At 54.6% G+C, this 25,237-nt stretch carries 29 protein-coding genes; 11 read left to right on the top strand and 18 right to left on the bottom strand.

Annotated features, from left to right (window positions below; genetic code table 11):
• Nucleotides 1–56 precede the first annotated feature (56 nt).
• Nucleotides 57–971 carry an oxygen-dependent coproporphyrinogen oxidase gene (gene hemF, locus PHA01_RS10325; RefSeq protein WP_271895002.1) on the bottom strand — a complete coding sequence of 305 codons (915 nt, stop codon included), beginning with the start codon at nt 969–971 and terminating at the stop codon, nt 57–59.
• Between the two features lie 154 nt (nt 972–1,125).
• On the opposite strand from hemF, the gene PHA01_RS10320 reads away from it, so the two are divergent.
• Together PHA01_RS10320 and PHA01_RS10315 are read left to right on the top strand one after the other, a co-directional pair.
• Complete coding sequence (locus PHA01_RS10320) at nt 1,126–1,398, top strand: hypothetical protein (protein ID WP_271895000.1); 273 nt, start codon at nt 1,126–1,128, stop codon at nt 1,396–1,398.
• 219 nt (nt 1,399–1,617) lie between these two features.
• Nucleotides 1,618–2,721 (top strand): ABC transporter substrate-binding protein, encoded by a 1,104-nt coding sequence (locus PHA01_RS10315; protein WP_224511683.1) that lies wholly within the window; start codon nt 1,618–1,620, stop codon nt 2,719–2,721.
• A 48-nt stretch (nt 2,722–2,769) separates the two neighbouring features.
• Here PHA01_RS10315 and PHA01_RS10310 read toward each other — a convergent pair whose 3' ends face one another.
• On the bottom strand, nt 2,770–3,246 hold the full coding sequence (locus PHA01_RS10310) for a tRNA (cytidine(34)-2'-O)-methyltransferase (RefSeq protein WP_271894996.1): 477 nt from the start codon (nt 3,244–3,246) through the stop codon (nt 2,770–2,772).
• Between the two features lie 50 nt (nt 3,247–3,296).
• Here PHA01_RS10310 and PHA01_RS10305 point away from each other — a divergent pair, with 50 nt between their 5' ends.
• The 5 genes from PHA01_RS10305 to PHA01_RS10285 all read left to right on the top strand — a co-directional run bounded on the left by PHA01_RS10305 (nt 3,297) and on the right by PHA01_RS10285 (nt 8,849).
• Nucleotides 3,297–5,144, top strand: a complete 1,848-nt coding sequence (locus tag PHA01_RS10305) for an ABC transporter ATP-binding protein (RefSeq protein ID WP_271894994.1) — start codon at nt 3,297–3,299, stop codon at nt 5,142–5,144.
• A 289-nt stretch (nt 5,145–5,433) separates the two neighbouring features.
• Nucleotides 5,434–5,997, top strand: coding sequence for a ubiquinol-cytochrome c reductase iron-sulfur subunit (gene petA / locus PHA01_RS10300; RefSeq protein WP_210003116.1), 564 nt, complete (start codon nt 5,434–5,436; stop codon nt 5,995–5,997).
• A 21-nt stretch (nt 5,998–6,018) separates the two neighbouring features.
• Nucleotides 6,019–7,317, top strand: a complete 1,299-nt coding sequence (locus tag PHA01_RS10295; protein ID WP_271894991.1) for a cytochrome b — start codon at nt 6,019–6,021, stop codon at nt 7,315–7,317.
• Nucleotides 7,318–7,337: 20 nt separating this feature from the next.
• Entirely contained in the window at nt 7,338–8,201 is an 864-nt protein-coding gene (locus PHA01_RS10290; RefSeq protein WP_271894990.1) for a cytochrome c1, read from the top strand.
• A gap of 102 nt (nt 8,202–8,303) precedes the next feature.
• Nucleotides 8,304–8,849 carry an adenine phosphoribosyltransferase gene (locus PHA01_RS10285; protein WP_271894987.1) on the top strand — a complete coding sequence of 182 codons (546 nt, stop codon included), beginning with the start codon at nt 8,304–8,306 and terminating at the stop codon, nt 8,847–8,849.
• A 272-nt stretch (nt 8,850–9,121) separates the two neighbouring features.
• Here PHA01_RS10285 and PHA01_RS10280 read toward each other — a convergent pair whose 3' ends face one another.
• The 11 genes from PHA01_RS10280 to lgt all read right to left on the bottom strand — a co-directional run bounded on the left by PHA01_RS10280 (nt 9,122) and on the right by lgt (nt 18,548).
• A complete protein-coding gene (locus tag PHA01_RS10280) occupies nt 9,122–9,592 on the bottom strand; it encodes a MaoC family dehydratase (protein ID WP_271894984.1) in 471 nt (156 codons plus the stop codon).
• On the bottom strand, nt 9,589–10,056 hold the full coding sequence (locus tag PHA01_RS10275; protein WP_271894982.1) for a MaoC family dehydratase: 468 nt from the start codon (nt 10,054–10,056) through the stop codon (nt 9,589–9,591). The genes PHA01_RS10280 and PHA01_RS10275 overlap by 4 nt, the downstream gene beginning before the upstream one ends.
• A 14-nt stretch (nt 10,057–10,070) precedes the next feature.
• Entirely contained in the window at nt 10,071–11,174 is a 1,104-nt protein-coding gene (gene ychF, locus PHA01_RS10270) for a redox-regulated ATPase YchF (RefSeq protein ID WP_271894980.1), read from the bottom strand.
• Between the two features lie 12 nt (nt 11,175–11,186).
• Nucleotides 11,187–11,912 (bottom strand): aminoacyl-tRNA hydrolase, encoded by a 726-nt coding sequence (gene pth / locus PHA01_RS10265; protein ID WP_271894978.1) that lies wholly within the window; start codon nt 11,910–11,912, stop codon nt 11,187–11,189.
• Between the two features lie 30 nt (nt 11,913–11,942).
• Nucleotides 11,943–12,584: a 50S ribosomal protein L25/general stress protein Ctc gene (locus PHA01_RS10260; RefSeq protein ID WP_271894976.1), complete on the bottom strand. Its 642-nt coding sequence runs from the start codon at nt 12,582–12,584 to the stop codon at nt 11,943–11,945.
• A gap of 219 nt (nt 12,585–12,803) precedes the next feature.
• Nucleotides 12,804–13,736 (bottom strand): ribose-phosphate pyrophosphokinase, encoded by a 933-nt coding sequence (locus PHA01_RS10255; protein ID WP_210003107.1) that lies wholly within the window; start codon nt 13,734–13,736, stop codon nt 12,804–12,806.
• Nucleotides 13,737–13,881: 145 nt separating this feature from the next.
• On the bottom strand, nt 13,882–14,532 hold the full coding sequence (locus PHA01_RS10250) for a hypothetical protein (RefSeq protein WP_271894973.1): 651 nt from the start codon (nt 14,530–14,532) through the stop codon (nt 13,882–13,884).
• A gap of 62 nt (nt 14,533–14,594) precedes the next feature.
• Complete coding sequence (locus PHA01_RS10245) at nt 14,595–15,746, bottom strand: M24 family metallopeptidase (RefSeq protein ID WP_271894971.1); 1,152 nt, start codon at nt 15,744–15,746, stop codon at nt 14,595–14,597.
• A 4-nt stretch (nt 15,747–15,750) separates the two neighbouring features.
• Complete coding sequence (gene pgeF, locus PHA01_RS10240) at nt 15,751–16,542, bottom strand: peptidoglycan editing factor PgeF (protein ID WP_271894968.1); 792 nt, start codon at nt 16,540–16,542, stop codon at nt 15,751–15,753.
• Nucleotides 16,543–16,605: 63 nt separating this feature from the next.
• A complete protein-coding gene (locus PHA01_RS10235; protein WP_271894965.1) occupies nt 16,606–17,688 on the bottom strand; it encodes a class I SAM-dependent methyltransferase in 1,083 nt (360 codons plus the stop codon).
• On the bottom strand, nt 17,685–18,548 hold the full coding sequence (gene lgt / locus PHA01_RS10230) for a prolipoprotein diacylglyceryl transferase (protein WP_417020944.1): 864 nt from the start codon (nt 18,546–18,548) through the stop codon (nt 17,685–17,687). Before lgt ends, PHA01_RS10235 begins: the two co-directional genes overlap by 4 nt.
• 154 nt (nt 18,549–18,702) lie before the next feature.
• On the opposite strand from lgt, the gene PHA01_RS10225 reads away from it, so the two are divergent.
• Complete coding sequence (locus PHA01_RS10225) at nt 18,703–19,017, top strand: accessory factor UbiK family protein (protein ID WP_112530680.1); 315 nt, start codon at nt 18,703–18,705, stop codon at nt 19,015–19,017.
• A gap of 70 nt (nt 19,018–19,087) precedes the next feature.
• Here the strand turns inward: PHA01_RS10225 and PHA01_RS10220 are convergent, their stop codons facing one another.
• A complete protein-coding gene (locus PHA01_RS10220; RefSeq protein WP_271894959.1) occupies nt 19,088–19,261 on the bottom strand; it encodes a hypothetical protein in 174 nt (57 codons plus the stop codon).
• A gap of 494 nt (nt 19,262–19,755) precedes the next feature.
• Here PHA01_RS10220 and PHA01_RS10215 point away from each other — a divergent pair, with 494 nt between their 5' ends.
• Both PHA01_RS10215 and PHA01_RS10210 read left to right on the top strand, forming a co-directional pair.
• A complete protein-coding gene (locus tag PHA01_RS10215; RefSeq protein WP_112530758.1) occupies nt 19,756–20,256 on the top strand; it encodes a type III secretion system chaperone family protein in 501 nt (166 codons plus the stop codon).
• A gap of 7 nt (nt 20,257–20,263) precedes the next feature.
• A complete protein-coding gene (locus PHA01_RS10210) occupies nt 20,264–20,617 on the top strand; it encodes a tRNA-binding protein (protein ID WP_417020948.1) in 354 nt (117 codons plus the stop codon).
• 77 nt (nt 20,618–20,694) lie between these two features.
• Here PHA01_RS10210 and PHA01_RS10205 read toward each other — a convergent pair whose 3' ends face one another.
• From PHA01_RS10205 to PHA01_RS10195, 3 genes are all read right to left on the bottom strand, one after another.
• Nucleotides 20,695–22,266 carry a GMC family oxidoreductase gene (locus PHA01_RS10205; RefSeq protein ID WP_271894953.1) on the bottom strand — a complete coding sequence of 524 codons (1,572 nt, stop codon included), beginning with the start codon at nt 22,264–22,266 and terminating at the stop codon, nt 20,695–20,697.
• Nucleotides 22,267–22,314: 48 nt separating this feature from the next.
• On the bottom strand, nt 22,315–22,887 hold the full coding sequence (locus tag PHA01_RS10200; protein WP_271894951.1) for a gluconate 2-dehydrogenase subunit 3 family protein: 573 nt from the start codon (nt 22,885–22,887) through the stop codon (nt 22,315–22,317).
• A gap of 96 nt (nt 22,888–22,983) precedes the next feature.
• Nucleotides 22,984–23,379: a VOC family protein gene (locus tag PHA01_RS10195; protein ID WP_114430395.1), complete on the bottom strand. Its 396-nt coding sequence runs from the start codon at nt 23,377–23,379 to the stop codon at nt 22,984–22,986.
• A 215-nt stretch (nt 23,380–23,594) separates the two neighbouring features.
• On the opposite strand from PHA01_RS10195, the gene PHA01_RS10190 reads away from it, so the two are divergent.
• A complete protein-coding gene (locus PHA01_RS10190) occupies nt 23,595–23,915 on the top strand; it encodes a ribbon-helix-helix domain-containing protein (RefSeq protein WP_271894947.1) in 321 nt (106 codons plus the stop codon).
• Here the strand turns inward: PHA01_RS10190 and PHA01_RS10185 are convergent.
• Nucleotides 23,912–25,207, bottom strand: a complete 1,296-nt coding sequence (locus PHA01_RS10185; RefSeq protein ID WP_417020947.1) for a sensor histidine kinase — start codon at nt 25,205–25,207, stop codon at nt 23,912–23,914. The two genes, PHA01_RS10190 and PHA01_RS10185, sit on opposite strands and share 4 nt — an antisense overlap.
• Nucleotides 25,208–25,237: the final 30 nt, after the last annotated feature.

Below are 25,237 nucleotides of genomic sequence, written 5' to 3'. Positions count from 1 at the left end.
CACCAGAGGGTAAGCATAACGCATGAAGCGGCGGATTGATCCCCTAAATATCTATTTCACGGCCATTTGACCGTAGGTGGCATCGAAGAGAGAATTGAATCGACATTCCCGCCGGTCTTCAAGCCAAAGATCGTGCCTCGATCATAGAGCAGATTGAATTCGACATAGCGGCCACGGCGGACAAGTTGTTCCTGACGATCGGCATCCGTCCAGTCATGATTGAAATTCTGCCGCACGAGATAGGGGTAGACTACGGAAAAGGCGCGGCCAACGTCGCGCGTGAAATTGAAATCGGCCATATAGCCGCCATTTTCTTCGGAGGAGTGTAGCCAATCATAGAAAATACCTCCGGTTCCACGCGGCTCCTTGCGATGAGGAAGATAAAAATACTCATCGCACCATGTCTTGAATTTCTCATGATCGGCGACGGCTGAATGCTTGTTGCAAACAAATTTCATCGCCTTGTGGAACGCTAGCGTATCCGGGTCGTCCTGTGTCCGCTTGCGATCAAGAACCGGCGTGAGATCGGCACCACCGCCGAACCATTGCCTCGTCGTTACAACCATGCGCGTGTTCATATGTACGGCAGGGACAAACGGACTTTGAGGATGTGCGATCAATGAGATTCCCGACGCCCAAAAACGAGGGTCTTCGTCAGCTCCGGGTATCTGCTTGCGAAATTCCTGCGAAAACTCGCCATGGACGGTCGAGGTGTGGACGCCAACTTTTTCGAAGACGCGGCCGTGCATGACCGACATAACGCCGCCGCCGCCCTTGCCATCATCGCGTTGCCATGGGGTCTGCTTGAAGCGACCCGGCGTGCGGTCCGAGAGCGGTCCGTCCAGTTCGTCTTCCAACTGCTCGAAACTCGCGCAAATCTTGTCGCGCAATTCCATAAACCAAGCGGTCGCCTCAGCTTTCTTTTCATCGAGCGCTTCGGGAAGTACAGCGGGGATATCTGGACGGTCCATGGCAAAGAATCCTTTTTCGCCTGGACATTATCACATCAACTTGAAGCCAAAAGGAAGTTGCTGCCGTTCATTCAGCCTATCCATAAAAAAATGACTCGTTTTCCGGCTTTGCTGCACCTACTCTTATGATTGTAGGGTTCAGTGAGGATACGAGATGGTCTCCAAAGCGCCCCGATCGCAATATCCAAAACCGCCGCTTGATGGTTTGCGAAAGAGACTGAAGGAAAGCCGCGAAGCTCCCAACCAGCAACGCGGTGCATTTGTTCGCGAGAGTTTTAAACTGCCGCGTCTGGCGGCGCGCGAAAAGGCACGCGAATGGTTCGAGCAATATCCGAAAGCAGCTTATTGGACCGAAATTGAAAGCTGGTATGAGCGTCCCGGCGATATCATCGAATTCACGATGCGCCGCTTGCCGAACGCGGATTGAAAACAGGAAAATCTTTGATTCAACAATAAAATTGATGTTCTTTTTCAAATATTTGATTGTTTTAGCTCAAAACGGCCTCAGTTTTTGAAAATTCTCCAAATTTTCTTCCATTTGTGCAGAATTTCGAGCGATCGCAGCTGACAGCCATTTCCAAAGACAGTAGAACTTTGCCAGCACCGGAGCTCTTCCGGACGCATAAGAAAATCCAAGGAGGAAATAATGCGCTTATCGTTGATCTCTGGCGTGGCGTTGGCCGCTGTCATGGCGATGACGTCGTTTGCCAAAGCCGACATCGTCGTCGGAATTATCGCACCTGTGACCGGGCCCGTCGCGGCTTATGGTTTGCAGGTAAAGAATGGCGTCGAAAGCGCTGCCGAAGCCATCAACGCGGCAGGCGGCATCAAGGGCGAAAAGATTGTGACGAAGATCTTCGACGATGCCGGCGAACCCAAACAGGGTGTATCAGTTGCCAACCAGGTCGTTGGTGAGGGCATCAAGTTCGTCGTGGGTCCTGTGACGTCCGGCGTAGCCATGCCTGTATCGGATGTTCTGGCCGAAAACGGTATCGTCATGGTCACGCCTACGGCCACCACTCCCGATCTCACTACACGTGGTCTCGAAACTGTGTTTCGCACCTGCGGCCGTGATGACCAGCAGGCTGATGTTGCCGGCAAGTACATGCTCGACAAGTTCAAGGACAAGCGGATCGCTATCGTCTACGACAAAACGCCGTATGGTACTGGTATCGCCAACGGTCTGAAGGCCGTACTTAACAAGGGCGGTGTTACCGAAGTCGTCTTCGAAGGTATCAATGCCGGCGAAAAGGACTACAGCGCGCTCATCACACGCATCAAGTCTGAAAAAGCCGACGTGATCTACTTCGGCGGTTATCATGCCGAGGGTGGTCTTATCGCCCGCCAGTTGAACGATCAGGGAATCAAGGCTCAGATCATCGGTCCTGACGGCTTGTCGAACACCGAATATTGGGCAATTGGCGGCGATGCCGCAGCGGGTACACTGTTCACCAACAGCGCCGATCCGACCAAGAATCCTGCCGCGGCAAAGGTTGTGGAAGCACTTCAGGCCAAAAACATTCCGGCTGAAGCGTTCACGCTCAACGCTTACGCCGCGTTGCAAGTGATCGCCGGGGGTATTGAAAAGGCTGGCTCTGCTGAACCATCCGAGGTTGCGGCAAAGATCAAATCGGGTGACGCGTTTCCGACGGTGGCAGGCGATCTCAGCTATTCCAGCACCGGAGATCTGAACACGCCTGCATTCGTCTTCTACAAGTGGGAAGGCGGCAAGGCCACCCAGATCGACTGACAACGGCGGTTAACAGCTTATCCGTCGGCCAATTTGGCCGGCGGATAGTCAGCGGAGCAATGAAAACTGTCGTTGCGCTTCGGCGGTTGCTATAGCTGCGGAGAGCGCCAGATTGAGCGAGCGGGCGCCAGACACCATTGGAATGATGAGTCTGGCGTCGGCCGCCTGATGAACCTCATCGGGAACACCGGCAGATTCGCGGCCGAACATCAGAATATCGCCGGGTTTGAAGTTGAAGCGAGTATAAGGCTCGGCCGCCTTGGTGGAGAAAAGCAGAACCCGGCGTTTTTCACGAAGCCGCCATTCCTGAAATTGTGCCCAATTGGGATGACGCGTCAGGGCGGCTTGTTCGAGGTAATCCATTCCGGCCCGTTTCAGCGCGCGATCGGAAATATCGAATCCGGCCGGCTCGATGATATCAACGGCGACGCCAAAACACGCTGCCATACGCAGAATGGTCCCAGCATTGCCAGGTATATCTGGCTGGTAGAGTGCAATGCGTAAGTCGGTATATGGTTCGCTCAACGAGATGCCTCCATGAGTCGGCGTGGAGTGACGATGAATGAGGTTTAACAATGTTTCGCTGGTTTGAAGAGAGGCTCGAACCATTTCCGACGGCTGAACCCGCTGAGCCGCCGAAACCGCTCGTCGCGTTTTGCCTGCATTATACCCAAGGCGCTTGGCCATGGATTGCCGTTATGGCTGTTTGCACGGCGCTGATCGCTGTGCTCGAAGTGTCCATGTTCGCCTTCATGGGCAATATCGTCGACTGGCTGTCCAATCATTCGCGCGAAACCTTCCTTTCCGATGAAGGGTGGAAACTGGCGCTGATTGCCGGTGTCGTATTGATCGTCATGCCAGGCATCGTACTCGTGGATTCGCTCATCATCCATCAGACCTTGCTTGGCAACTATCCCATGCGCATCCGCTGGATGGTGCATCGCTATCTCATTCGCCAATCGATGACCTTCTTCCAGGACGAGTTTGCCGGGCGGGTTTCCACCAAGCTTATGCAGACCTCGCTTGCCGTGCGCGAAACGGTTATGAAGCTTCTTGACGTGCTAAACTACGTCATCGTCTATTTCACCGGAACATTGATCATCGCGGCAGCAGCGGATTTACGGCTCATGCTGCCTTTCCTTGTCTGGCTCGTTGTTTATGTCGGACTGCTTCGCTATTTTATTCCGAAAATCCGCGTCATTTCCGAGCGACAGGCTGATGCGCGTTCGACGATGACCGGACGGATCGTCGACAGCTATACAAATATCGCCACGGTAAAGCTCTTCTCGCATTCGAAACGCGAGGAGAGCTATGCGCGTGAAGGATTGGAAAACTTTTTAAACACTGTCCACGGGCAGATGCGGCTGGTAACCAGTTTTCACTTCTCGCTCTATGCAATGAATTGCCTGCTGCTTTTCTCGGTAGGCGCAATTGCCATCTGGCTGTGGCTCGGATCGGCGATCTCCGTAGGTGCTGTAGCGGTGGGCATTGGCCTTGTGCTCCGCCTTAACGGCATGTCGCAGTGGATCATGTGGGAAATGTCAGCGCTATTCGAAAATATCGGTACCGTCGAAGACGGCATCACGTCCATTTCCTTGCCGCGACTTGTACCCGATGTCCCCAACGCGCCGGAGCTCGAAGTCACTGCAGGGGCGATCGACTTCGATTCGATCGGCTTCCACTACGGAAAAGGCGCAGGCATTATAGATCGTCTGTCTCTCGATATACGTCCAGGCGAAAAGATCGGCCTTGTTGGGCGATCCGGAGCCGGCAAATCAACACTCGTCAATTTGCTGTTGCGATTTTACGATCTCGAGAACGGCCGGATACTTATCGATGGTCAAGATATATCCAAGGTCTCACAAGACTCTCTCCGTGCACAAATCGGCATGGTGACGCAGGATACATCACTTTTGCACCGCTCGGTTCGGGACAACGTGCTTTACGGTCGTCCCGATGCGTCGGAAGAGATGATGCTGCAGGCCGTGAGAAATGCCCAGGCCGACAGCTTCATCGAAGACCTATCGGACCCCAAAGGCCGGCGCGGTTTCGACGCCCATGTCGGCGAGCGCGGGGTCAAGCTTTCCGGCGGGCAGCGCCAGCGTATCGCCATTGCACGTGTAATGCTCAAAGATGCTCCTATTCTCATCATGGACGAAGCGACTTCGGCGCTCGATTCAGAAGTGGAAGCGGCGATACAGGACAACCTCTATCGGCTGATGCAAGGGAAGACGGTTATTGCCATCGCGCACCGGCTGTCGACCATTGCGGCGCTCGACCGGCTTATCGTCTTGGACAAGGGACAAATTGTCGAAAGCGGCAGTCATGAACAGCTGATTGCGGCCAACGGCATCTATGCCGGATTGTGGGCACGTCAGTCTGGCGGTTTCCTTGGTCTCGACGATCAGGAAGCTGCGGAATAATACCGTCGAAGTTAAATCGGCCCAAGGCGATGTCATCGTAGCCGGCAGCATTTATGCCGGACTTGAATGAGGCAATCGGGAGTTTTTGCAGGGTATGAACAGGATCGAGGTCTATCCCTGCGACATCCTGCCCTTGTGACGCTGTCTCACTGGACAAGCTCAAGCGACATGCTTAGAAACCACGCCATATGTTGGGGATTCCTCGTGGCTCAGCTCTTGGGCCAGTCTTCTATTGTGCTGACAATGTGGACTCTCCCGCTGCGTTGTTATTCGGAAAGGAACAGGCCCCGTGAGCGCACACGATACGACCGAGCCGACACGGCGTGACTTCCTCTATATTGCGACAGGTATGGCCGGTGTGGTCGGTGCGGGCGCCTTTGCTTGGCCCTTTATTGATCAGATGAGACCGGACGCGTCTACGCTGGCAGTCTCGTCCATTGAAGTTGATGTTTCGGCTGTTCAGCCAGGCATGTCTCTGACGGTCAAATGGCGCGGCAAACCGGTTTTCATTCGCAACCGGACGCCGAAAGAAATCGAAGACGCCAAGAACGTTCAAATGGGTCAGCTCAAGGATCCGATTGCGCGCAATGCCAATTTGCCGAGCGACGCCCAAGCGACTGATGCGGATCGTGCAGCAGCCAAGGACAAGGAAAACTGGCTGGTGATGATCGGCGTTTGCACCCACCTCGGCTGCATTCCGCTTGGCCAGCAAGGCGAATTCGGTGGCTGGTTCTGCCCTTGTCATGGTTCGCAATACGACACTGCCGGACGCATTCGTTCAGGTCCAGCGCCGGAAAATCTACCTATCCCGCCACTTACTTTCACTTCCGACACCGTCATCAAGATCGGCTAAGGTTCCACGGGGAGATACGACATGAGCGGTGGACATTCATCCTATACGCCGAGCACAGGCATCGAAAAATGGATCGACGCGCGACTACCGTTGCCGCGTTTGGTCTATGATTCTTTCGTCGCCTATCCGGTGCCACGCAATCTGAACTACGCCTATGCATTTGGCGGCATATTGGCGATCATGCTGGTTTCGCAAATCTTGACCGGTGTTGTTCTGGCAATGCACTACGCTGCCGACACAGGCCTCGCCTTCAACTCCGTTGAAAAGATCATGCGCGACGTCAATTCCGGCTGGCTCCTGCGCTATCTGCACTCGAACGGCGCATCGATGTTCTTCCTCGCCGTCTACGTGCATATATTCCGCGGGCTTTACTATGGCTCCTACAAAGCGCCGCGCGAGCTTCTGTGGATTCTCGGAGTAATCATTCTTCTCTTGATGATGGCGACCGCCTTCATGGGATACGTGTTGCCATGGGGACAGATGTCCTTCTGGGGTGCTACCGTTATTACGGGCTTCTTCACGGCATTCCCCATCATTGGCGACCCGATCCAGCAGCTGCTGCTCGGTGGTTTTGCCGTCGACAATCCCACGCTCAATCGTTTCTACTCATTGCACTATCTATTGCCGTTCATGATTGCAGGCGTCGTTGTGCTGCACGTTTGGGCATTGCATGTTTCCGGACAAACGAATCCGACCGGCATCGAAGTCAAATCAAAGACAGATACAGTTGCCTTCACCCCCTATGCGACGGTCAAGGATGCATTCGGATTGGTGTTGTTCCTTATCCTCTTCGCGTATTTCGTCTTCTATCTGCCGAATTTTATGGGCCACCCGGACAATTACATTCAGGCGGACTCGTTGAAGACGCCGGCCCATATTGTTCCGGAATGGTACTTCCTGCCATTCTACGCAATGCTGCGGGCCATCACCTTCAACATTGGACCGATCAATTCCAAGCTCGGCGGCGTTCTTACAATGTTCGGCTCGATCGCCATCCTGTTCATTGTACCCTGGCTCGACACATCGAAGGTCCGTTCGGCTGTCTACCGTCCTTGGTACAAGCTCTTCTTTTGGCTCTTTATTGCCAACGCAATCATGCTTGGCTGGCTTGGATCGCGCCCGGCTGAAGGCTTGTACACGCTGTTTTCGCAGTTCGGAACGGCTTATTACTTCGGCTTCTTCATCGTTATCATGCCCTTGCTTGGTCTGATCGAGACGCCGCGCCGGTTGCCAAATTCGATCACCGAAGCTGTGCTTGCGAAAACCAAGAGTGGCGGCCAGCTGGCTGGTGTCGCTGCCGCTCCGGAAACCAGGGCTTGAGAATCGTGAAGGGCTCAAACATGAAAAAAATCCTCCTCGGTCTCGCAGCTGCCGGCATTGGTACCATGCTCGCATTCGGTACCGCCAATGCCGCCGAAGAAGCCCACAATCCTGCTGAGCCAACGCACTTCCCGATCAAGGAGCCAGCCGAGGTAAACTGGTCCTTCGCCGGTCCGTTCGGTCACTATGACAAGCAGCAGTTGCAGCGCGGTCTGAAAATCTACAAGGAAGTGTGCTCAGCCTGCCATTCCATGCATCTGGTTGCATTCCGCTCGCTGGAAGAACTGGGTTATACGGAAGCGCAGGTAAAGGCGTTTGCCGCAGAATATGAAGTGCAGGATGGCCCCAATGCTGAAGGTGAGATGTTCACCCGCAAGGCATTGCCCTCCGATTACTTCCCGTCGCCTTTTCCTAATGCTCAGGCAGCCGCTGCTGCCAATAATGGTGCTGCACCACCCGATTTCTCGCTGATTGCCAAGGCGCGTGCGGTGGAACGCGGATTTCCGCGCTTCGTATTCGATATCGCCACTCAGTATCAAGAAGGTGGCCCAGACTATATCCATGCGCTGCTGACCGGGTTTGGCGAAACGCCGCCGGAGGGTATGCAAATCCCAGAAGGCACGCACTACAACCCATACTTCATTTCCGCAAAGTCGCTTGCAATGGCGCCGCCGCTGCAGGATGGCCAGGTGACCTACGATGATGGTTCGCCGCAGACTCTGTCTCAGTACTCGCAGGATATTTCTGCGTTCTTGATGTGGGCTGCAGAACCGCATCTTGAAGAGCGTAAGAAGACCGGTTTCCGCGTCATGGTCTTCCTCGTTCTCTTCGCCGGTCTGGTCTATGTGGCGAAACGCAGGATTTGGGCCGACGTCGAACATTGAGCAGTGAAGATAACGGATTCTGAAAGGGCGCGCTGCGCCCTTTTCTTTTGAGTGCAGGGCGCTAGATTGTCTGCACGCTGCGGACAGCAGGAGGAATACACGATGGACTCAACACTGAAGCAGACGCTGGTCGAGGCCATCCGCAACATTCCTGACTATCCGAAGCCAGGGGTGATGTTCCGCGATATCACCACATTGCTTGGCAATGCGCGGGCCTTCCGACGCGCTGTGGACGAACTCGTCCATCCCTACGCGGGCGGCAAGGTTGACGAGGTGGCTGGCATCGAGGCGCGGGGCTTCATTATCGGCGGCGCCATGGCACACCAGCTTTCTTCCGGTTTCGTGCCTATTCGTAAAAAGGGTAAGTTGCCGCACGACACGGTACGTATCGCCTATAGCCTCGAATATGGTGTCGACGAGATGGAGATGCATCGCGACGCGATCGTGCCGGGTGATAAGGTCATACTTGTCGATGATCTGATTGCCACCGGCGGTACTGCCGAAGCCGCTGTGAAGCTATTGCAGCAAATGGGCGCTGATATTGTCAGCGCCTGTTTCATTATCGACTTGCCGGATCTGGGCGGGCGCAAGAAGCTCGAAGCGCTTGGCGTCAACGTCCGGACGTTGATCGCCTTCGAAGGGCACTAGAGCCTTTCATACCTAAATGGAACCAGTTCTGTTTCGCGGATGGCGAGACAATCCACGCGGAAGGCGCGGCCGATGTCTTTCCATCGTCCGATGCCCCCTGACAAAGTGGTTGGCCGCCAGCCGGAAACCCGAAGAGCCGGGTGAATTCGCGCCAAATCCATCGGGCTTCGGCTTCGTCCGATGGAAAGGCATCGGCCTCGCCAAATCCCTTGACCTTGTCCACGAATTCCCTCCGGCAGAACGGTTCTATTTAGGTATGAAAGGCTCTAGAGCTATTCGGGCAGGGCTATGAGCGCCGCGCTATCGAATTCGAGTACTTTATCGCCGGCCTGGTTGTAGGCGGCTGACGACATCTGCATCATCGACCAGCTTGGACGCGATTTCAGGGCGCGAATATTGTTGATTGTTCGTGTGAAGCGGATCGTATCGCCAGCATAGACCGGCTTCAGCCATTTAAGGTTTTCAAAGCCAGGTGAGGGGCCAAATTGTGGAGGCTGTTCGCCGCGCGCGATTGCAGATTTAACCTCGTTCCTGATGTCGTCGACATTCAACCGCATCCAAATGGCGGTGGTATGCCAACCAGAAGCGCAGAGCGCGCCAAAATTGCTTCTCTTGGCAGCTTCCGGATCAACGTGGAAACGTTGGGGATCATATTTGGTGGCGAATGCAATGATTTCGTCCGCCTCAAATGTGTATGTTCCAAGGTCGCGCTCGACGCCTGTCAACAGTTCTATCCTGTTCATTTGGCTGGCTCCCTTAACGAGAACATTGCGGTATGTTCGAGCTCGCAAACAATCAGACCATCCTGGTTGAAGACCGAATGATGCAGCTTGACGAAGCCTAAAGAGGGCTTCGAGTTCGATACGCGCCGGTCGAGAATGGTAGTCCTTCCAGTCAGTGTGTCGCCAGCAAGAACCGGCTGGGTCCACTTGACATAGTCAATTCCCGGAGCGCCCTGTGACGTGGAATCGAGAAGGTATGCGTCGCACAGCATGCGCATGAACATCGAGACGGTATGCCAGCCGGACGCAGCCAAGCCCCCAAGTATGCTCGCCTTGCCTGCTGCCTCATCGAGGTGAAAAGGCTGCGGGTCGAACTGTCTGGCGAATTCGATAATTTCCTCTGCCGTTACGATTTTTGATCCAAGTGGCCATTCGCTGCCAATCGTGAAATCCTCATAGGCGTATCGGGGAGAGTATTCGCTCATCTTTTGCCTGAAGTTTACGTATTGAACCTGAACAGCATGATGTCGCCGTCCTGCACGATATATTCCTTGCCTTCATCGCGCGCCTTGCCGGCTTCCTTTGCGGGCACCTCGCCACCAAGGGATACAAAATCACTATAGGCGATCGTCTGGGCACGAATGAAGCCCCGTTCGAAATCCGTATGGATGACACCGGCCGCCTGCGGTGCTTTCGAGCCGCGGTGAACCGTCCATGCACGGGCTTCCTTCGGCCCGACGGTGAAATAGGTGATGAGGTGAAGGAGTTTGTACCCGGCCTGTATGAGACGGTCGAGGCCAGGTTCATCGAGGTTCATGGCGTCCAGATATTCCTTCGCTTCCTCCTCCGGCAATTGCGCCACTTCCGCTTCTATGGCGGCAGAAATAGTAACCGTTTCAGCGCCTTGGCCCGTCGCCATCTCTTCGACGGATTCGGTATACTCATTGCCTGTGGCTGCATCTTCTTCGCCAACATTGCAGACATAGAGTACCGGCTTTGATGTCAGGAGATTCAGTCCTTGGAGAATAACCAAATCTTCTGAGGCAATACCGTTCAACATAAAACGAACCGGTTGGCCTTCCTGCAAGAGCGCCAGCGCCTGCTCCATCACCGGCAGAACGGTCAGTGCCTCCTTGTCCTTGCTGCTCGCTCGCTTGCGGAACTGAACGATACGACGCTCAAGGCTTTCGAGGTCCGAAAGCATCAGCTCTGTCTCAACCGTCTCGGCATCGGATACAGGGTCGATCCGTCCCTCAACGTGGGTGATATCGTCGTCCTCGAAACAGCGCAGCACATGGACGATTGCGTCGACTTCGCGAATATTGGCCAAGAACTGGTTACCGAGACCTTCGCCCTTCGATGCACCACGCACGAGGCCAGCAATGTCAACGAAGCTGATGCGAGTCGGCACGATATTTGCCGATTTACCGATCTTGGCGATTGCCTGCAGCCGCGGATCGGGTACTGCAACTTCGCCCGTGTTGGGCTCGATCGTGCAGAACGGATAGTTAGCAGCCTGGGCAGCTGCTGTCTTGGTCAGCGCGTTGAAAAGCGTCGACTTGCCGACATTAGGCAGACCAACGATGCCGCATTTGAAACCCATAATTCGCTATCCTTATTCTTTCTTGCCGAAGAGCTTGTTCAGCATATCCGCCATGGGGCCAGATTTTGGAATGTTCACAGCAGGCTTTTGCTGGCGAGCTTGCCGGATATGACTTTGGCCGACAGATTTTGCAACCGGCTTTTCTCCAGTTTCCCGCTCAATCTTGCTCCCTCCGCCGAGAGCCAGAGAAACGCGGTTCATAAAACCGGCGTCGTCCTTTTTGGCGAGTAGTCCTACATTCGTTGCGATCGCGTCGAGCAATGGTTCGACCCATTCACTGTCCGCTTTGGCAAAGTTGCCGAGTACATGATTGCTGACCATTTCTTTAACGCCGGGATGACCAATACCAAGGCGCACGCGGCGATAATCCTTGCCACAATGTGCATCAATGGACTTGATACCATTGTGACCGCCTGAGCCCCCACCGGTCTTCACACGTACCTTGCCGGCGGTCAGATCAAGCTCGTCATAGATGACGACGAGATCGCTTAAAGCCAGTTTGTAGAAACGCATCGCCTCGCCAACAGCTTGGCCGGACAAATTCATGAATGTCTGGGGTTTGATCAGGATAGTCTTTTCGCCTTCGATGGTACCATCGGCGATCAGCGCCTGAAACTTCTTGGTCCAGGGAGAAAAACTATGGCGGCGGTGTATTTCATCCGCCGCCATAAAACCAATGTTATGCCGATTGGCAGCATATTGGGAGCCCGGATTGCCAAGACCTGCGATAAGCAGCACGTGCCTAGCTCCCAATAATAAACAAGACGATTACTCGCCTTCGTTTTCCGCCGTTTCAGTGGTTTCCGCTGCCGCGGCTTCGGTCGTCTCTTCCTCAGCGGCGAGAACAGCCGGAGCTGCAATCGTCGCGATGGTGAAGTCGCGATCATGAATAACCGATGTCACACCCTTAGGCAGGGTAACAGCAGAAATATGGATCGAGTCGCCGATCTGCGTGCCAGTGAGATCGATTTCAATCGCATCTGGAATAGCGTTGGCCGGGGCATGAAGTTCAATATCGTGACGAACGATGTTGAGTACGCCACCGCGCTTGATGCCAGGCGAGGCTTCCTCGTGGAGGAAGTGGATCGGCACATGCACGTTCACCATGGACTTGGCCGATACACGCAGGAAGTCGACGTGTACTGGCTTGTCACTGACAGGATCAAGCTGGAAGTCCTTGGGAAGGACCTGAATCGACTTGCCGTCCAGAAGGATGTTGGCAATTGTCGTCTTGAAACCGCCGCCGTGAATCTTGTAGTACAGCGTCTTGTAGTCGAGGGTAATAGAGACTGGCGCCTGTTTGTCACCGTAGATGACAGCTGGCACTTTACCGTTGCGGCGAATTTCCCGGGAGGACCCCTTACCAACCCGTTCGCGCGCCTCGGCCTTGAGCTCGTATGCTTCGCTCATGGCATTTCCTTTCGAGGTTCAAATCTGGAGTGTTTTTCGAGGCCAATGGATGGCGGTTCAAAAAACATGAAGCGGTCGCACGCTCACCCGAAACCGGATGACATGACCGCTCCATTCCGCGTTGCCTCCAAGGGTGTCTACGCGGATGGCGGCTCTATAACGGAAAGGCGACAGATGTGCAAGTTTGTTGCTTGCGCAGGAGCAGACAGTTCTTGAAGTTTAATCGAAAAGGCTGGAAACGGACTCTTCCGAGGCCGTTCGCGAGACGGCTTCGCCGATCAGGTCGGAAATCGACAGCACTCGAATATTGGGTGCAGCTTCAATGGCAGGGGTCGGCTGAATGGAATCGGTAATGACTAATTCCTTGAGCTTCGAACTGGCGATACGGGCGGCGGCCCCGCCAGATAGTACGCCGTGCGTGATATAGGCGGTGACGCTGGTCGCGCCCTTTGCAAGAAGCGCTTCGGCCGCGTTGCATAGCGTGCCGCCAGAATCGACAATATCGTCGAACAACAGGCAATCCTTGCCGCGCACATCACCGATGACATTCATGACTTCGGACTCGCCGGGACGATCACGTCGCTTATCGACGATGGCGAGTTGCGCATCGATGCGTTTTGCCAGAGACCGGGCGCGTACGACACCACCGACGTCAGGGGAAACGACCATGACATTCGACTTGCCGTAGTGTGCGCGGACATCACGGGCAATGACCGGAACAGCATAGAGATTGTCGGTCGGGATATCGAAGAAGCCTTGAATCTGGCCAGCATGCAGATCGAGCGTGAGGACGCGATTTGCACCAGCCTCGGTGATCAGATTTGCCACTAGTTTTGCGGAAATCGGCGTGCGTGGGCCAGGCTTCCGATCCTGACGGGCGTAGCCGAAATACGGAAGAACTGCTGTGATACGTTTTGCCGACGAACGCCGGAACGCATCGATCATGATCAGCAATTCCATCAAATGATCGTTTGCCGGAAAAGAAGTCGACTGCATGACGAAGACGTCTTCGCCGCGAACGTTTTCCTGAATCTCGACGAATATCTCTTGGTCAGCGAAACGGCGGACGCTGGCCTTGCCAAGAGGGATATTGAGATATTTGGCGACAGATTCGGCAAGAACCCGATTGGAATTGCCCGCGAAGAGTTTCATGCCGTATTTTCTCCACGTCTTTTTCAGAGCGCAGCCAAAGTAAAGGGTATGGCGGGCCTTTTACTGCCCCTGACGCACATTGCAAGCGGGCAGGCAGGATTCATACACAATTCCGCGAGAATATCGCCTTAAACGTGTAAATATGTCACGTCTTGCCGCCTGATACCCACGTCATATAACCTTGGATAGCCTTGTCAGCGATGCCTTCCATAACCTTGGGGGGGACGGTACTCCACGGGTCAGTTCCTCCTCCAGGTACCTTTTCTTGACCCTGTATCCGGTGCAGACGTGTGCCGGCCGGATCAAGCACATCCCATACGTAGATGATCGTCGTCTGGTTGCCGTCGGGGAGAGCAGAAAAGTAGCCCTTCATGATGTGCGTGTTGTCGGTGTCGCCGGCTGTGCCGAGCGTGATGCCTTTTTCCTTGGCAAGCGCCGACAGACGTTGCGATAGTGGCGTAGCCGCAGCGATAGGTGCGCCGACAATCGGTGCAAACCGCAACTTTGCCGTGGGCTGGGCGCTCGGCTTCCCGCTCTGGGTGGCCCCAGATGCCGTTGTGGTTGTGTTCGAGGTTGCGGGACCGGTGCCCGGTGTGCCCGTTCCTTGTGCATTTGTGCCCGCTGAAGCGCCTGGTATTGCGGTGGCTCCCGGCGCGGGCGGTGTTGTCTGGCTTCCCTGCGCTGGCGGTAGATCAGCTTTGGTTACGCCAATAGGGGATTCTGAGCTATTGCACGCTGTAAGTGTGAGACCGGCCAGGACTGCGAATACACATGTCAGTGAGTTGCGAGACTTCATTTACTCAAACCCCGTCGTGAGTCACCAATGTGCTCATTTGCAAGCAAAAACAGACAAAAGTTTTATTTTACGATCAAGTCAAGAGATTGGCGGGAAAGCGGCTCCGCCTGACCATTGGTCGTAAGGTATGTGCGGCCCAGCGTCATGGCCGTATTGCTGTCGGAGTCCATGATGATCATGTGAGCAAACAGTGTCATATCGGGCTGGATACGTTCGGGATTTCCGGAATAAAACATGGGCATGTCCATCCAGGAAGGTGTGAAGCGGGCACCAACCGAATAGCCGCAGGCGTTGAGACGATGGCGGGTCAATTCATGCGCCTCCATGACCTTGGCGTGCGCATCGAATACATCGCCAAAAGTAAAATCAGGCGTCATCGCAGCTTCTACAGCTTCAAGCGCTTCGTGTGCCGCGTCATAAAGCTCTTGGTGCCGTTTCGATGCCTTGCCGGTTAATATCGTGCGCATCATCGGGGCGTGGTAGTGGCGATAGACGCCGGCCCATTCCAAAGTCAGTTGATCATTTTTGGCCAGCTTGCGTCGCCCGGATTTGTAACGGCAGAGAAGCGCGTCTTCACCCGAGCCAATGATGAACTCGTTGGCCGGATAATCGCCGCCGCCTGCAAAGATTGCCGATTGCATGGCAGCAAGTATGACGCCTTCATCTGCACCGGCTTTCACCAGTTTTAGCGCCGCATCGAGCGCTTCATCACTCAGCTCCGCGGCCTTGCGGCTAAAGACGATTTCGGCGGGGCTCTTTAGCACACGCAATTTGTCGACAATGCCTGAAATGTCGACGAGTTGCCCGAATGCTGTGAGCTGTTCGTCAAGCTTCCGGCCGTTGGCGGCGGTGAGTCCGTGAGTTTGGTATTCGATTCCAATGCGGCAACCAAGCAGATCGAGATCGTTGAGAAGTTCGCGCAAATCGGCTGCGGGATTGGCGTTGTCGCGGTCTGCCCATACCATGATATTTTCGATGTTCGACGTTTGGCGCGCTTGTCTCAAATCCGCGGAACGGGTCATCAACACGTTGCTGCCATCCGCCTTGACGACCAGGCATTGGAAGAAGCAGAAGCCGAAGGTGTCGTAGCCGGTGAGCCAGTACATGCTTTCTTGGGCAAACAGCAAGACCGCATCAAGCTTCTGCTCGGCCATGACCATCATGAGCCGGTCACGGCGCGCAGCAAATTCTTCCGGTTCGAAATGGAGGGCCATACTCTTACTCCGTGATCGTAATCGCTGATATCTGCCGGCCGTAGTCAGCTTCCTTGCGGTGGGTCGTCCGGCGGTAGGAGAAAAACTGCTCCTCATCCGCGTAGGTGCACTGTTGAAGCCCGGAGGCTTTTACCCCGGCACGTTCAAGCCGCGTAGTTATAAAGGCCCATAGGTCAAACATCTTGTGACCGTTATTGGCCGAATCGCGGAAAAACGCGCGATAGGAAGGGTCCGTTCCAACGAACTGGTCATAGAACTCTCCTCCCACTTCGTAGTTGTCGGGGCCGATCGTTGGGCCGAGAACAGCCTGGATCCGGTCGCGACGTGCGCCCAGTGCAATCATCGCGTCAACGGTATTTTCGAGAATGCCGTCGATGGCCCCGCGCCAGCCGGCGTGCGCTGCGGCCACCACTTTCGCTTCGGTGTCAGCAAAAAGGATAGGACCGCAATCGGCAGAGAGAGCACCAATGACGATGCCGGGAGTGGTGGTTACAATGGCGTCGGCCTTGGGTCTGTCCCCATTTAGCGGCGTTGTCACGGTGATGACATCAGAAGAATGAACCTGATGGACAGTGACAAGCTGTGATAGGGGAGCACCGAGCGATTCAGCCACGCGCCTGCGATTCTCCTTGACGCGATCCTGATCGTCATTTGAACCGCTGCCCACATTCAGGCCGCGATAGATGCCGTCCGACACGCCGCCTTCGCGTGTAAAGAAACCATGGGCGATTCGGTCTTTTTCAGGGGATCCCAGCAAGGAGGAACGCAGCGGTGCTGGTTTGTCTGACGTAATCATACCGAATGCCTTTCAAGGGAGCGGATGGTGGTTGAGCAATCGATTGAAGTCAATTGCCAGAATTTATTTCGCTTCGAATGGGAAAACATGTGTCGACGCATCGCTCACACAGAGCACCTTGAACAATGTTCCCATTTGCTCCGGACCCGCCAACCGTTCGACGTCGAGGCGAATTTGTTCCTGGACCTCCGCAGATTTGTGTTGGCCCAGGGCTCCGGCGCGATCAAGCAAACCCATGGCTAGTAAAAAATCGCCTTGCGTCATCGCACTGGTCTTGCAACCTTCCCTGCGTGCAGCCAGCGCGAGAGCATGAAAGTCCACATGGGTGGTGAGGTCTGCTGCGCCAGGAATATGCAGGACATCGACAGAGTTGTGGTGGCTGAGCGCTTGCAAAGTATCGCCGAAGCCCTGTTGCAAATGTCCGTAGTCGAACAACAGGGCTGCTCCTCGCTCATGATGAATGCGCGCTGCAATTTCCTGCATGAGGGCATTGCGGGCCGGAGCAATCTCGAAAATACTCCCTTCCGGTGCGATGTCGCTACCCGGCGGAAGCAGATCTGCGTCAATCGAGCCGGAACCGGCAGCAAAGACAAGGTTTTGCGCTGCGTCGAGCGCGAGTACGCGTTCGACAAAACGCCCTTTCGTCTTCACATATTGACGTGAGGGAATGGCATCGAAAAGCTCATTGGCGATAACAATCAGCGGACCTGACACTACATCGCCGAAGTTCTTTTTCCAGACGATGGCACCACTGTGTTCTGCTAGCGACTTTTGTTGAATTTGCGTCAAACGATCGCTGATTTCCACCATATGGATTTTAGCAGCAGCGATAAAACCCGGTGCGATCTTGTCGGCCGTGCGAATGAGATCTTTCATGAGCGTGCCGCGTCCAGGCCCAAATTCGCAGAGAACGAAATCGTCGGGCGATCCAAGCGCTTGCCAAGTGTCGACACACCAGACCCCGACGAGTTCGCCGAACATCTGGCTAACCTCGGGCGCCGTAATGAAATCGCCATCTTTGCCGAATGGTTCGCGCGTTGTGTAGTACCCCGCGTCTCGATCGAACAGACACATGGCCATATAGTCAGCAACGCTAATCGGGCCGTTGGCCTCGATTTGCCTGATGATGCGTTGCCCGAGGTTCATCGTCCGGTTGCCACCTCAGGGTTGCGGGCAGACAAGATGAATGCCAGCCCGACGAGGACCATGGGAACGGAAAGAACCATCCCCATCGTTAGCCAGCCACCATAAAGGTAACCCAGTTGCGCATCCGGCTCCCGGAAAAACTCGACAAAAATGCGCGATAGTCCGTAGAGCATAACGAATGTTCCGCCGATAAATCGCGGACTTTTCAGTTTGCGGCCATAGAAGATCAATAGAGCCAAAACTGTGAACAATACGATTCCCTCAAGTCCTGCCTCGTATAGCTGGCTCGGATGGCGCACGAACGGGCCCCCCGTCGGGAAGACCATGCCCCAGGGAACATCGGTCGGTCGGCCCCATAACTCGCTGTTTATGAAATTGGCAACACGTACAAGGCCGAGACCAACGGGCACCCCTGCGGCAATCGTATCGAGCATGCTGTAGACGTTGATCCGGCGTGAGCGGGCAAAGAGCACCATTGCGAGAATAGTGCCGAGCATGCCACCATGGAACGACATGCCGCCTTCCCAGACTTTGAACATGTCGAGCGGATGGGCGATATAACGGGCAAAATCATAGAACAATATATAGCCGATGCGCCCGCCGAGAACGACACCGAGCGCTGCCCACAGGACGAAATCGTCCAGGTCCGCAGCCTTCATCGGTGGTGTATTGTTTGCCCAAAGCCGAGGCTTGCTTATGAGCTTCTTGGCATACCACCAGGAAAATAGAATGCCTGCCACGTAGCCGAGGCCGTACCAATGTACCGATAGCGGACCCAAGGTGAATATTACGGGATCGATGTTGGGAAATGCGATAGCGGCAAATGTCGGTAGAAGTATTTCGCTCACAAGGCACTCCATAGTCGCGATTCAATTTGGCGGGACCATGCGCGAGGGCAAGAACAGCGTCAAGTTTCTCCTCCGGTAACATTTGTGCGCCGCCGCTCCAATATCAACTTGCTTGCAATCGCCTGGAGCGGCGATTATTTGATTGAGAAATGAGAGAGGTGTCGCCATGACCAATGGATCAAACCGCGTTCTTGATGAACTGGCAAAGCTCGTGACCGATGCGGCGGGTGCCGCTCAGGGTGTACGGCGCGAAGTCGAGACCGCATTCCGCGGTCAAGCCGAACGATTGCTCAATACGATGGATGTCGTTCAGCGCGAGGACTTTGAAGCTGTGCGCGAGATGGCTATTCGGGCGAGGGCGGAAAACACCGCACTACTTGCGCGCATCGAGGCGCTGGAGGCGCTTGTAGGCCAGAAGGGTAAAGCGTCGAGCGATACTCCTGAAAAACCAGCAGCTTCTGGTCGCACGAAGAAGGCCTGATACCGAACAAGCACGGAAGCCTGTTCGGTAACCAACGGGCAAGCGCTGGTCTTGTCTCAATTCCAGCGCTTTAGGCGTTACCGCTTTCCGCCAATTTTTGCTGGCCTGCAGCGATTGCGGCTTCTTGGGTGTCGTAAGGCCCCACTTTGTTTCCCTCCTCTTGATCGATGGTAATCACATAGTACCACCGTCCATCATCATTTTTCTGAGTTGCAGTTACCTTCGTATTTGGCTCGCCTGTCATCGCCACCTCCTGTTACGTTACACCGAATAGGTAATCTAGATGATGTGGATATCGGAGATATGACGAACGCTTGACGACGGGCTCGATGCTTGCCGGCGGAAAGACGTTGGGATCAGGTTGCCTTTATCCGATATTTCGATGCTCCTTGTGCCTATCCCCAAAATAAATCTTAAGTATTTATCAACAGGTGGAAATCGCCGAAAATCGTTGTCTTAGAGTCAGTTAAAGGCAGCTCGTGAATCTTTTTCCGAACTTCTGTCCACATCCATTCCCAGCATTCGACCAAAAGGGGACTGGCGCTCGGACTCAGCATCAATACACTGAAATTACAGCATGATTCGTTTCGGCGATCATGTAGCGGTTATCAAGGTTTGTTGCCGCGGCCCGGCTGGCGCGTTCTGCCTGTTCATTGGGTCTAAGCGTTTGGTGTCCTCTGGGTTGGTTCGCTGTGTCCCCGCAGCTTCATACGAGATTCGATTTAGCAGGTAGTGGCAATGAGCCTTCTGGAAATAGAGATTGCGCGCGATTTGCATCCAGTTGATGTGATCGAGCATGTGGCCCATGCCAATGAGTGGGCATTCGAGCGCACTGGAGAGGATGAGATTGCCATAACGGTAGAAGGAAGCTGGACCGATTATCAGATTTCCTTCTCGTGGATGGAAGATTTCGAGGCGCTCCATTTGGCCTGCGCCTTCGACATTGCGATCAGCGAGCCGCGGGTCAATGAAGTCATGCGTTTGCTGTCGTTGATCAACGAACAGCTTCTCATGGGGCATTTTGATCTTTGGCGGCAGGAGGGCGCGGTTATGTATCGTCAGTCACTGCTGTTGTCTGGTGGTGCCGAGCCCACGAGCAAACAGGTCGAAGTGCTGCTTTCCAGCGCGCTCGACGCCTGCGAAACCTATTTCCAGGCATTCCAGTTCGTTGTCTGGTCTGGTTCGACGGCACGGGAATCGCTCGACAGCATCCTGTTCGAGACAGTAGGCTCGGCCTGAGACAATCATTCAGGACAGCAGCGTGGCCACAATTACCTTTGATGATTTCGAGAAAGTGGATATCCGCATCGGTACCATCGTTGAAGCCGAAACCTTTCCCGAAGCGCGCAAGCCCGCATTCCAACTGAGAATCGATTTTGGCCCCGAGATCGGGATCAAGAAATCATCAGCTCAAATCACCAAGCACTACACATTGGAAGAGCTCAAGGGCCGGCAGGTCATTGCAGTGGTCAATTTCCCGCCACGCCAAATCGGGCCGTTCATGTCCGAAGTGCTGACTTTGGGTTTTCCGGATGAAGAAGGTGCAGTCGTCCTAGCAGCAATCAGCAAACCCGTCCCGAACGGTGGCAAGCTCTTCTAGAGAATAGAGAACCATACCATCGCACGGAATGCGATGGTATGGTTCAGCGGTCGTGCCGCCGGGAGGATTCTACGCTATCAGATCGTTTTGGCTGCCATCTCCTTGGCAATGTAGTCTGCTTGGCGTATTGCAAGACTGACGATCGTGAGCGTCGGGTTCTCCGCGCCACCGGTGGTGAACTGGCTGCCATCAGACACGAACAGATTTTTGATGTCGTGGCTTTGGCCGTGCTTGTTCACCACTCCATCTTTTGCTTTTTCGCTCATGCGATTTGTTCCAAGATTATGCGTCGACGGGTAGGGCGGCGTCGGGAAGACGCGGGTTGCACCAACGGCTTCGTATAAAGCCTTGCCCTGTTCGTAGGCGTGATCCCGCATGGCTATATCGTTCTCATGGTCGCTGAAATTCACATTGGCGATGGGCAGGCCGTATTTGTCCTTCTCATCCTTGTGCAAGGTGATCCGGTTGTCTTCCTGCGGCATGTCTTCACCAACGATCCATAGACCGGCCATATTCACATATTGGTCGAGCGCTGAAGTGAAAGAGCGTCCCCAACCACCGGGATCTAGAAAGGCCGCCATGAACGGCAGACCAAGCGACAATGTTTCCATTTCATAACCGCCGACAAATCCCCGTGAAGGATCGTGGCGGGCCTCATCGCGAATAATGCCTGCCATAGTCGTCCCGCGATACATGTGCACCGGTTTTTCGAATATGCCGTATACCGATCCGGTCGTATGGCGCATATAATTCCGCCCCACCTGACCGGATGAATTGGCAAGACCGTTGGGGAACATGCTCGATTCGGAATTGAGCAACAGGCGTGGGCTTTCGATCGAATTGCCGGCAACGGCGACGATGCGAGCCTTCTGCAACTGCTGCTTGCCATCTTTATCCGTGTAGAGGACGCCAGTTACCTTGCCGCTCTTGTCGTGTTCGATCTTCTGGGCCATGGAATTAGGACGAACTTCAAGCTTGCCGGTCTTTTCGCCTTTTGGAATTTCCGTATAGAGCGTCGACCACTTTGCGCCCCACTTGCAGCCCTGGAAGCAGAATCCGGTCTGCTGGCAAGACATGCGATCGTCGCGCTCGGCGGAGTTGATCGCCATATTGCCCGTATGGCACTCCTTGTAGCCAAGCTTGTCAGCACCAGCTTTGAGCACTTTGAAATTATTGTTGCCTGGCAGACCTGCAATCCCGTTGGTGCGGGTTACGCCCATCTTGTCTTCCGCTTTGGCATAGTAAGGCTCAAGCTCTGCCAAGGTGATAGGCCAGTCGAGCAGGCTTGTACCTTTCACTTTGCCGTAGTGTGTAAGCGCCTTGAATTCATGGTCCTGAAAACGAAGCGAAGCGCCAGCCCAGTGGGTCGTCGATCCGCCGACAGATTTGACGATCCATGCGGGAAGATTGGGAAAATCCTTGGCGACACGCCAATCCCCGGAAGTAGTCCGTTTGTCGACCCAGGCAAGCTGGCCGAAACTGTCCCACTCATTGTTGGTGAAGTCTTCATATTCGTGGCGGGCACCGGCCTCTAGAATAACGACATCAATGCCTTTTTGTGCAAGTTCGTTGCCGAGCGTTCCGCCGCCCGCGCCAGAACCTATGATGACGACGACACTGTCGTCCTTAAGATCAAAAGGTGCAGCCATGGTTTCCTCCCAATAGCCTGTAAATATTCAGTTTGCTTAGGCCGCCGGTTACAGCCACTCGATGTTGCTGAAGCCTCGCGCGATATAACCGCCCTTTGAGTAGGACTCGCCCTCGTAGCCAAAAAGTGGCCAGATCTCCTCCTGATTGTAGAGGCCAGTGACAAGCCCGCCGCGAACTGTTTGAAAGAAAGGCGTGTCTTCAACTTTTCGAAGGATCGCCAGCCGGTCATCTTCCCATCCGAGACCGATATAGCCGCCCTTGCCGGCGCGCTTGTCGAGATCGGCAATGCCCTCCTCGATCATCTTCTTGGTCTTGGGGTCCTCTCCTGCCTTGGCGTCGTAGGGCTTGACTGCGATGGCATAGAAGCGGTCCGGAATATGGTCGTGTGGATAGATATCGCGCGCCAGCTGGATCAGGGTTGCCATTGTTTCTGGCTTGAGATTGGATGTCTCTAGGCCCCAGGCAAATTCTGGATGGATGATCGAACTGCCGCTGATCACGAGGATTGCGCCAAGGCTGATCGTACCGCCTTTCAATAGATCGCGTCGCGATAGTACTTGTTTTTCAATTGGTTCCGGCGTGTCAGGTGCCGCCGCCTTGCGGTTAAAGATGGTAACCATAGACTTCCTCCCTTGCTTGCTATCGGCATTCTGGCGGGAATTTCCGTCGGATGCCCTTGCTGGCCGATGGCGTTCCTCCAACGCCATTGGCCGGTATTACAAATACCGGCCTTGTCGTTCCAAAACCTCGATCTTGTAGCCATCCGGATCCTCGACGAAAAAGAACCGAGCCAGCATTGTGCCTTCACGTTTGAATTCCACGATATCGCGTATTTTGAGTTGCTGTGCCTTCATGCGAACGTGCTCGGCGTCTAGATCGTCGACGCTAAAGGCCAAATGGCCATAGCCATCGCCAAGATCGTAGGGCTCGGTGCGCCCCTTGTTGATGGTCAGCTCAAGTTCGAAATCCGTCTCGCTGTTGCGCAAATAGACCAGGGTGAAATTGTCGAAATCGAGCCTGTCCGCTACGTTCAAACCGAATGCAGATTTATAGAACGATCTCGACTTCTCTTCGTCGATAACACGGATCATGGAATGAATGGCTTTTGCCAAAAGCTCCTCCTAACGAACGATATGCCGCCCGAAAACTATTGTTGCAGTGTCAGGGCTTGTCGGCGATTATGAGCTTGGGAGAACAGAAGTGGTGGCAATCGGCTACCACACCGCGATACGAGCGGAATAATTTTTGCCCAGGATGCACTGACGCGCAAAATATCACCTTTGCGCATAGGTGGCGAGCATAGGCACTTTGAAGGGAGGTTCTTGGAATGTGTAAGGTATTTGCAGAACAGGATCCGCAAGGCTATCGGCAGATCAATCGTTCTGTGCGCATTGGCGGACATTCGACGAGCATTCAACTCGAGGTAACGTTCTGGAAACTACTCGATGAGATCGCCGAGAGCCAGAATATGACCACACCGCGGTTCATCTCCACTCTTTACGACGAGGCGCTTCAGGCGCAGGGAGTGATTCCGAATTTTGCCTCGATGCTCCGCACCACATGCGCGCTCTATTTGCGCGGCGTGCAGACCTGCGCGGAAACAGTGGCTGGGAAGAACCAAGCCCTCGTTGGAGAACATGCTGCCTAGGCAGGAATCCTGACAACTGCTCTCAAGCCACGGGCGGGGTTGTCATCAAGGATAATGTCCCCGCCATGGCTGCGGGCGATATCCAGTGCTATTGCGAGGCCCAGTCCTGTTCCGCTTGAATCCTGATTGCGTGCTTCATCCAGCCGGAAGAATGGCTTGAACACCTCATCACGCATCTCCTTCCGTATCCCTGGTCCATCGTCGTCGATCGTTATGGTCAGCCATCCGTCGCGGTGATCCGCAGCAACGGACACGTTTTTCGCGTAGCGGAATGAATTCGATACCAGATTGGAAATCAGGCGGGAGAACGCATTCGGCCTAACCTGTATTTCCGGTTCACCGCGGATTTTCGACGTGAAGCCGCGTTCGAGCAGGATACCTTCTTCCTTCAGCTTGCCAAATAACCGCTCCAGATTGAAGGTGCCGGTCTCTTCCTCTGCCTCGCTGCGAGCGAAGGCGAGATAGCCCTCCAGCATCGATTGCATATCTTCGATGTCCTGCTCCATAGCTTCCGTGTCGACCCTGTTGCCGACGAGAGCGAGCTGGAGTTTGAAGCGGGTCAGGATCGTGCGCAGGTCATGGCTGACGCCACTCAACATCGTTGTGCGCTGCTCGATTTGCCGCTCGATACGCTCGCGCATGACGATAAAAGCTGCGCCGGCCCTGCGTACCTCTTCTGCGCCGCGCGGTTTGAAATCTGGGGGGCCGGCGCGGCCCTTGCCGAAACTATCGGCGGCGGTGGCAAGCTGTTGAATTGGCTTGATCTGGTTGCGCAGGAAAAGGATGGCGATGGCAAGCAAAACGAGTGCGGAGCCCGCCATCCAGACAAGGAATATCAGCGTGTTGGATGCATAGGCTTGGCTGCGGCGCGCAAAGACCCGCAAGACTTTGTTGTCGAGCTGGATGCGGATTTCCACCAGATCGGAATCGCCGATCGTGTCGATCCAGAACGGGCGGTTGATCTGCTTGGTGATCTCTTCGCTCAGAATACTGTCGAGAATTGAGAAGAAGGGTTTGGGGCCAGGTGCGGGGAGGGGATCGGCGGGCAGGATTGAAATATTGAGCGATAGTCTTTCACGCGAAATGCGGATCAGGTTTTCATAGGCTGGATCTTGAGGATAAGTCTCCATGAGATCGATGATGCCAGCAATGTCGCGCACGACGGCCGTTGAAAGGCGCTGTGTCACGGTCTGCCAGTGGCGCTCCATGAAGACAAAGGCGATCAGCGATTGCAACAAAACCATGGGGGCGATGATGATAATGAGTGAGCGCGCGTAGAGCCGCTTGGGCATCCAGTGCGCTAACCAGCGCGTGAACTTTCG

Origin of the sequence: Candidatus Phyllobacterium onerii, assembly GCF_028331445.1 — a bacterium.
Classification (GTDB): Bacteria; Pseudomonadota; Alphaproteobacteria; order Rhizobiales; family Rhizobiaceae; genus Phyllobacterium; species Phyllobacterium onerii.
Note: the sequence above shows the minus strand (reverse complement) of the source record. Positions and strands in the feature narration are given on the sequence as shown.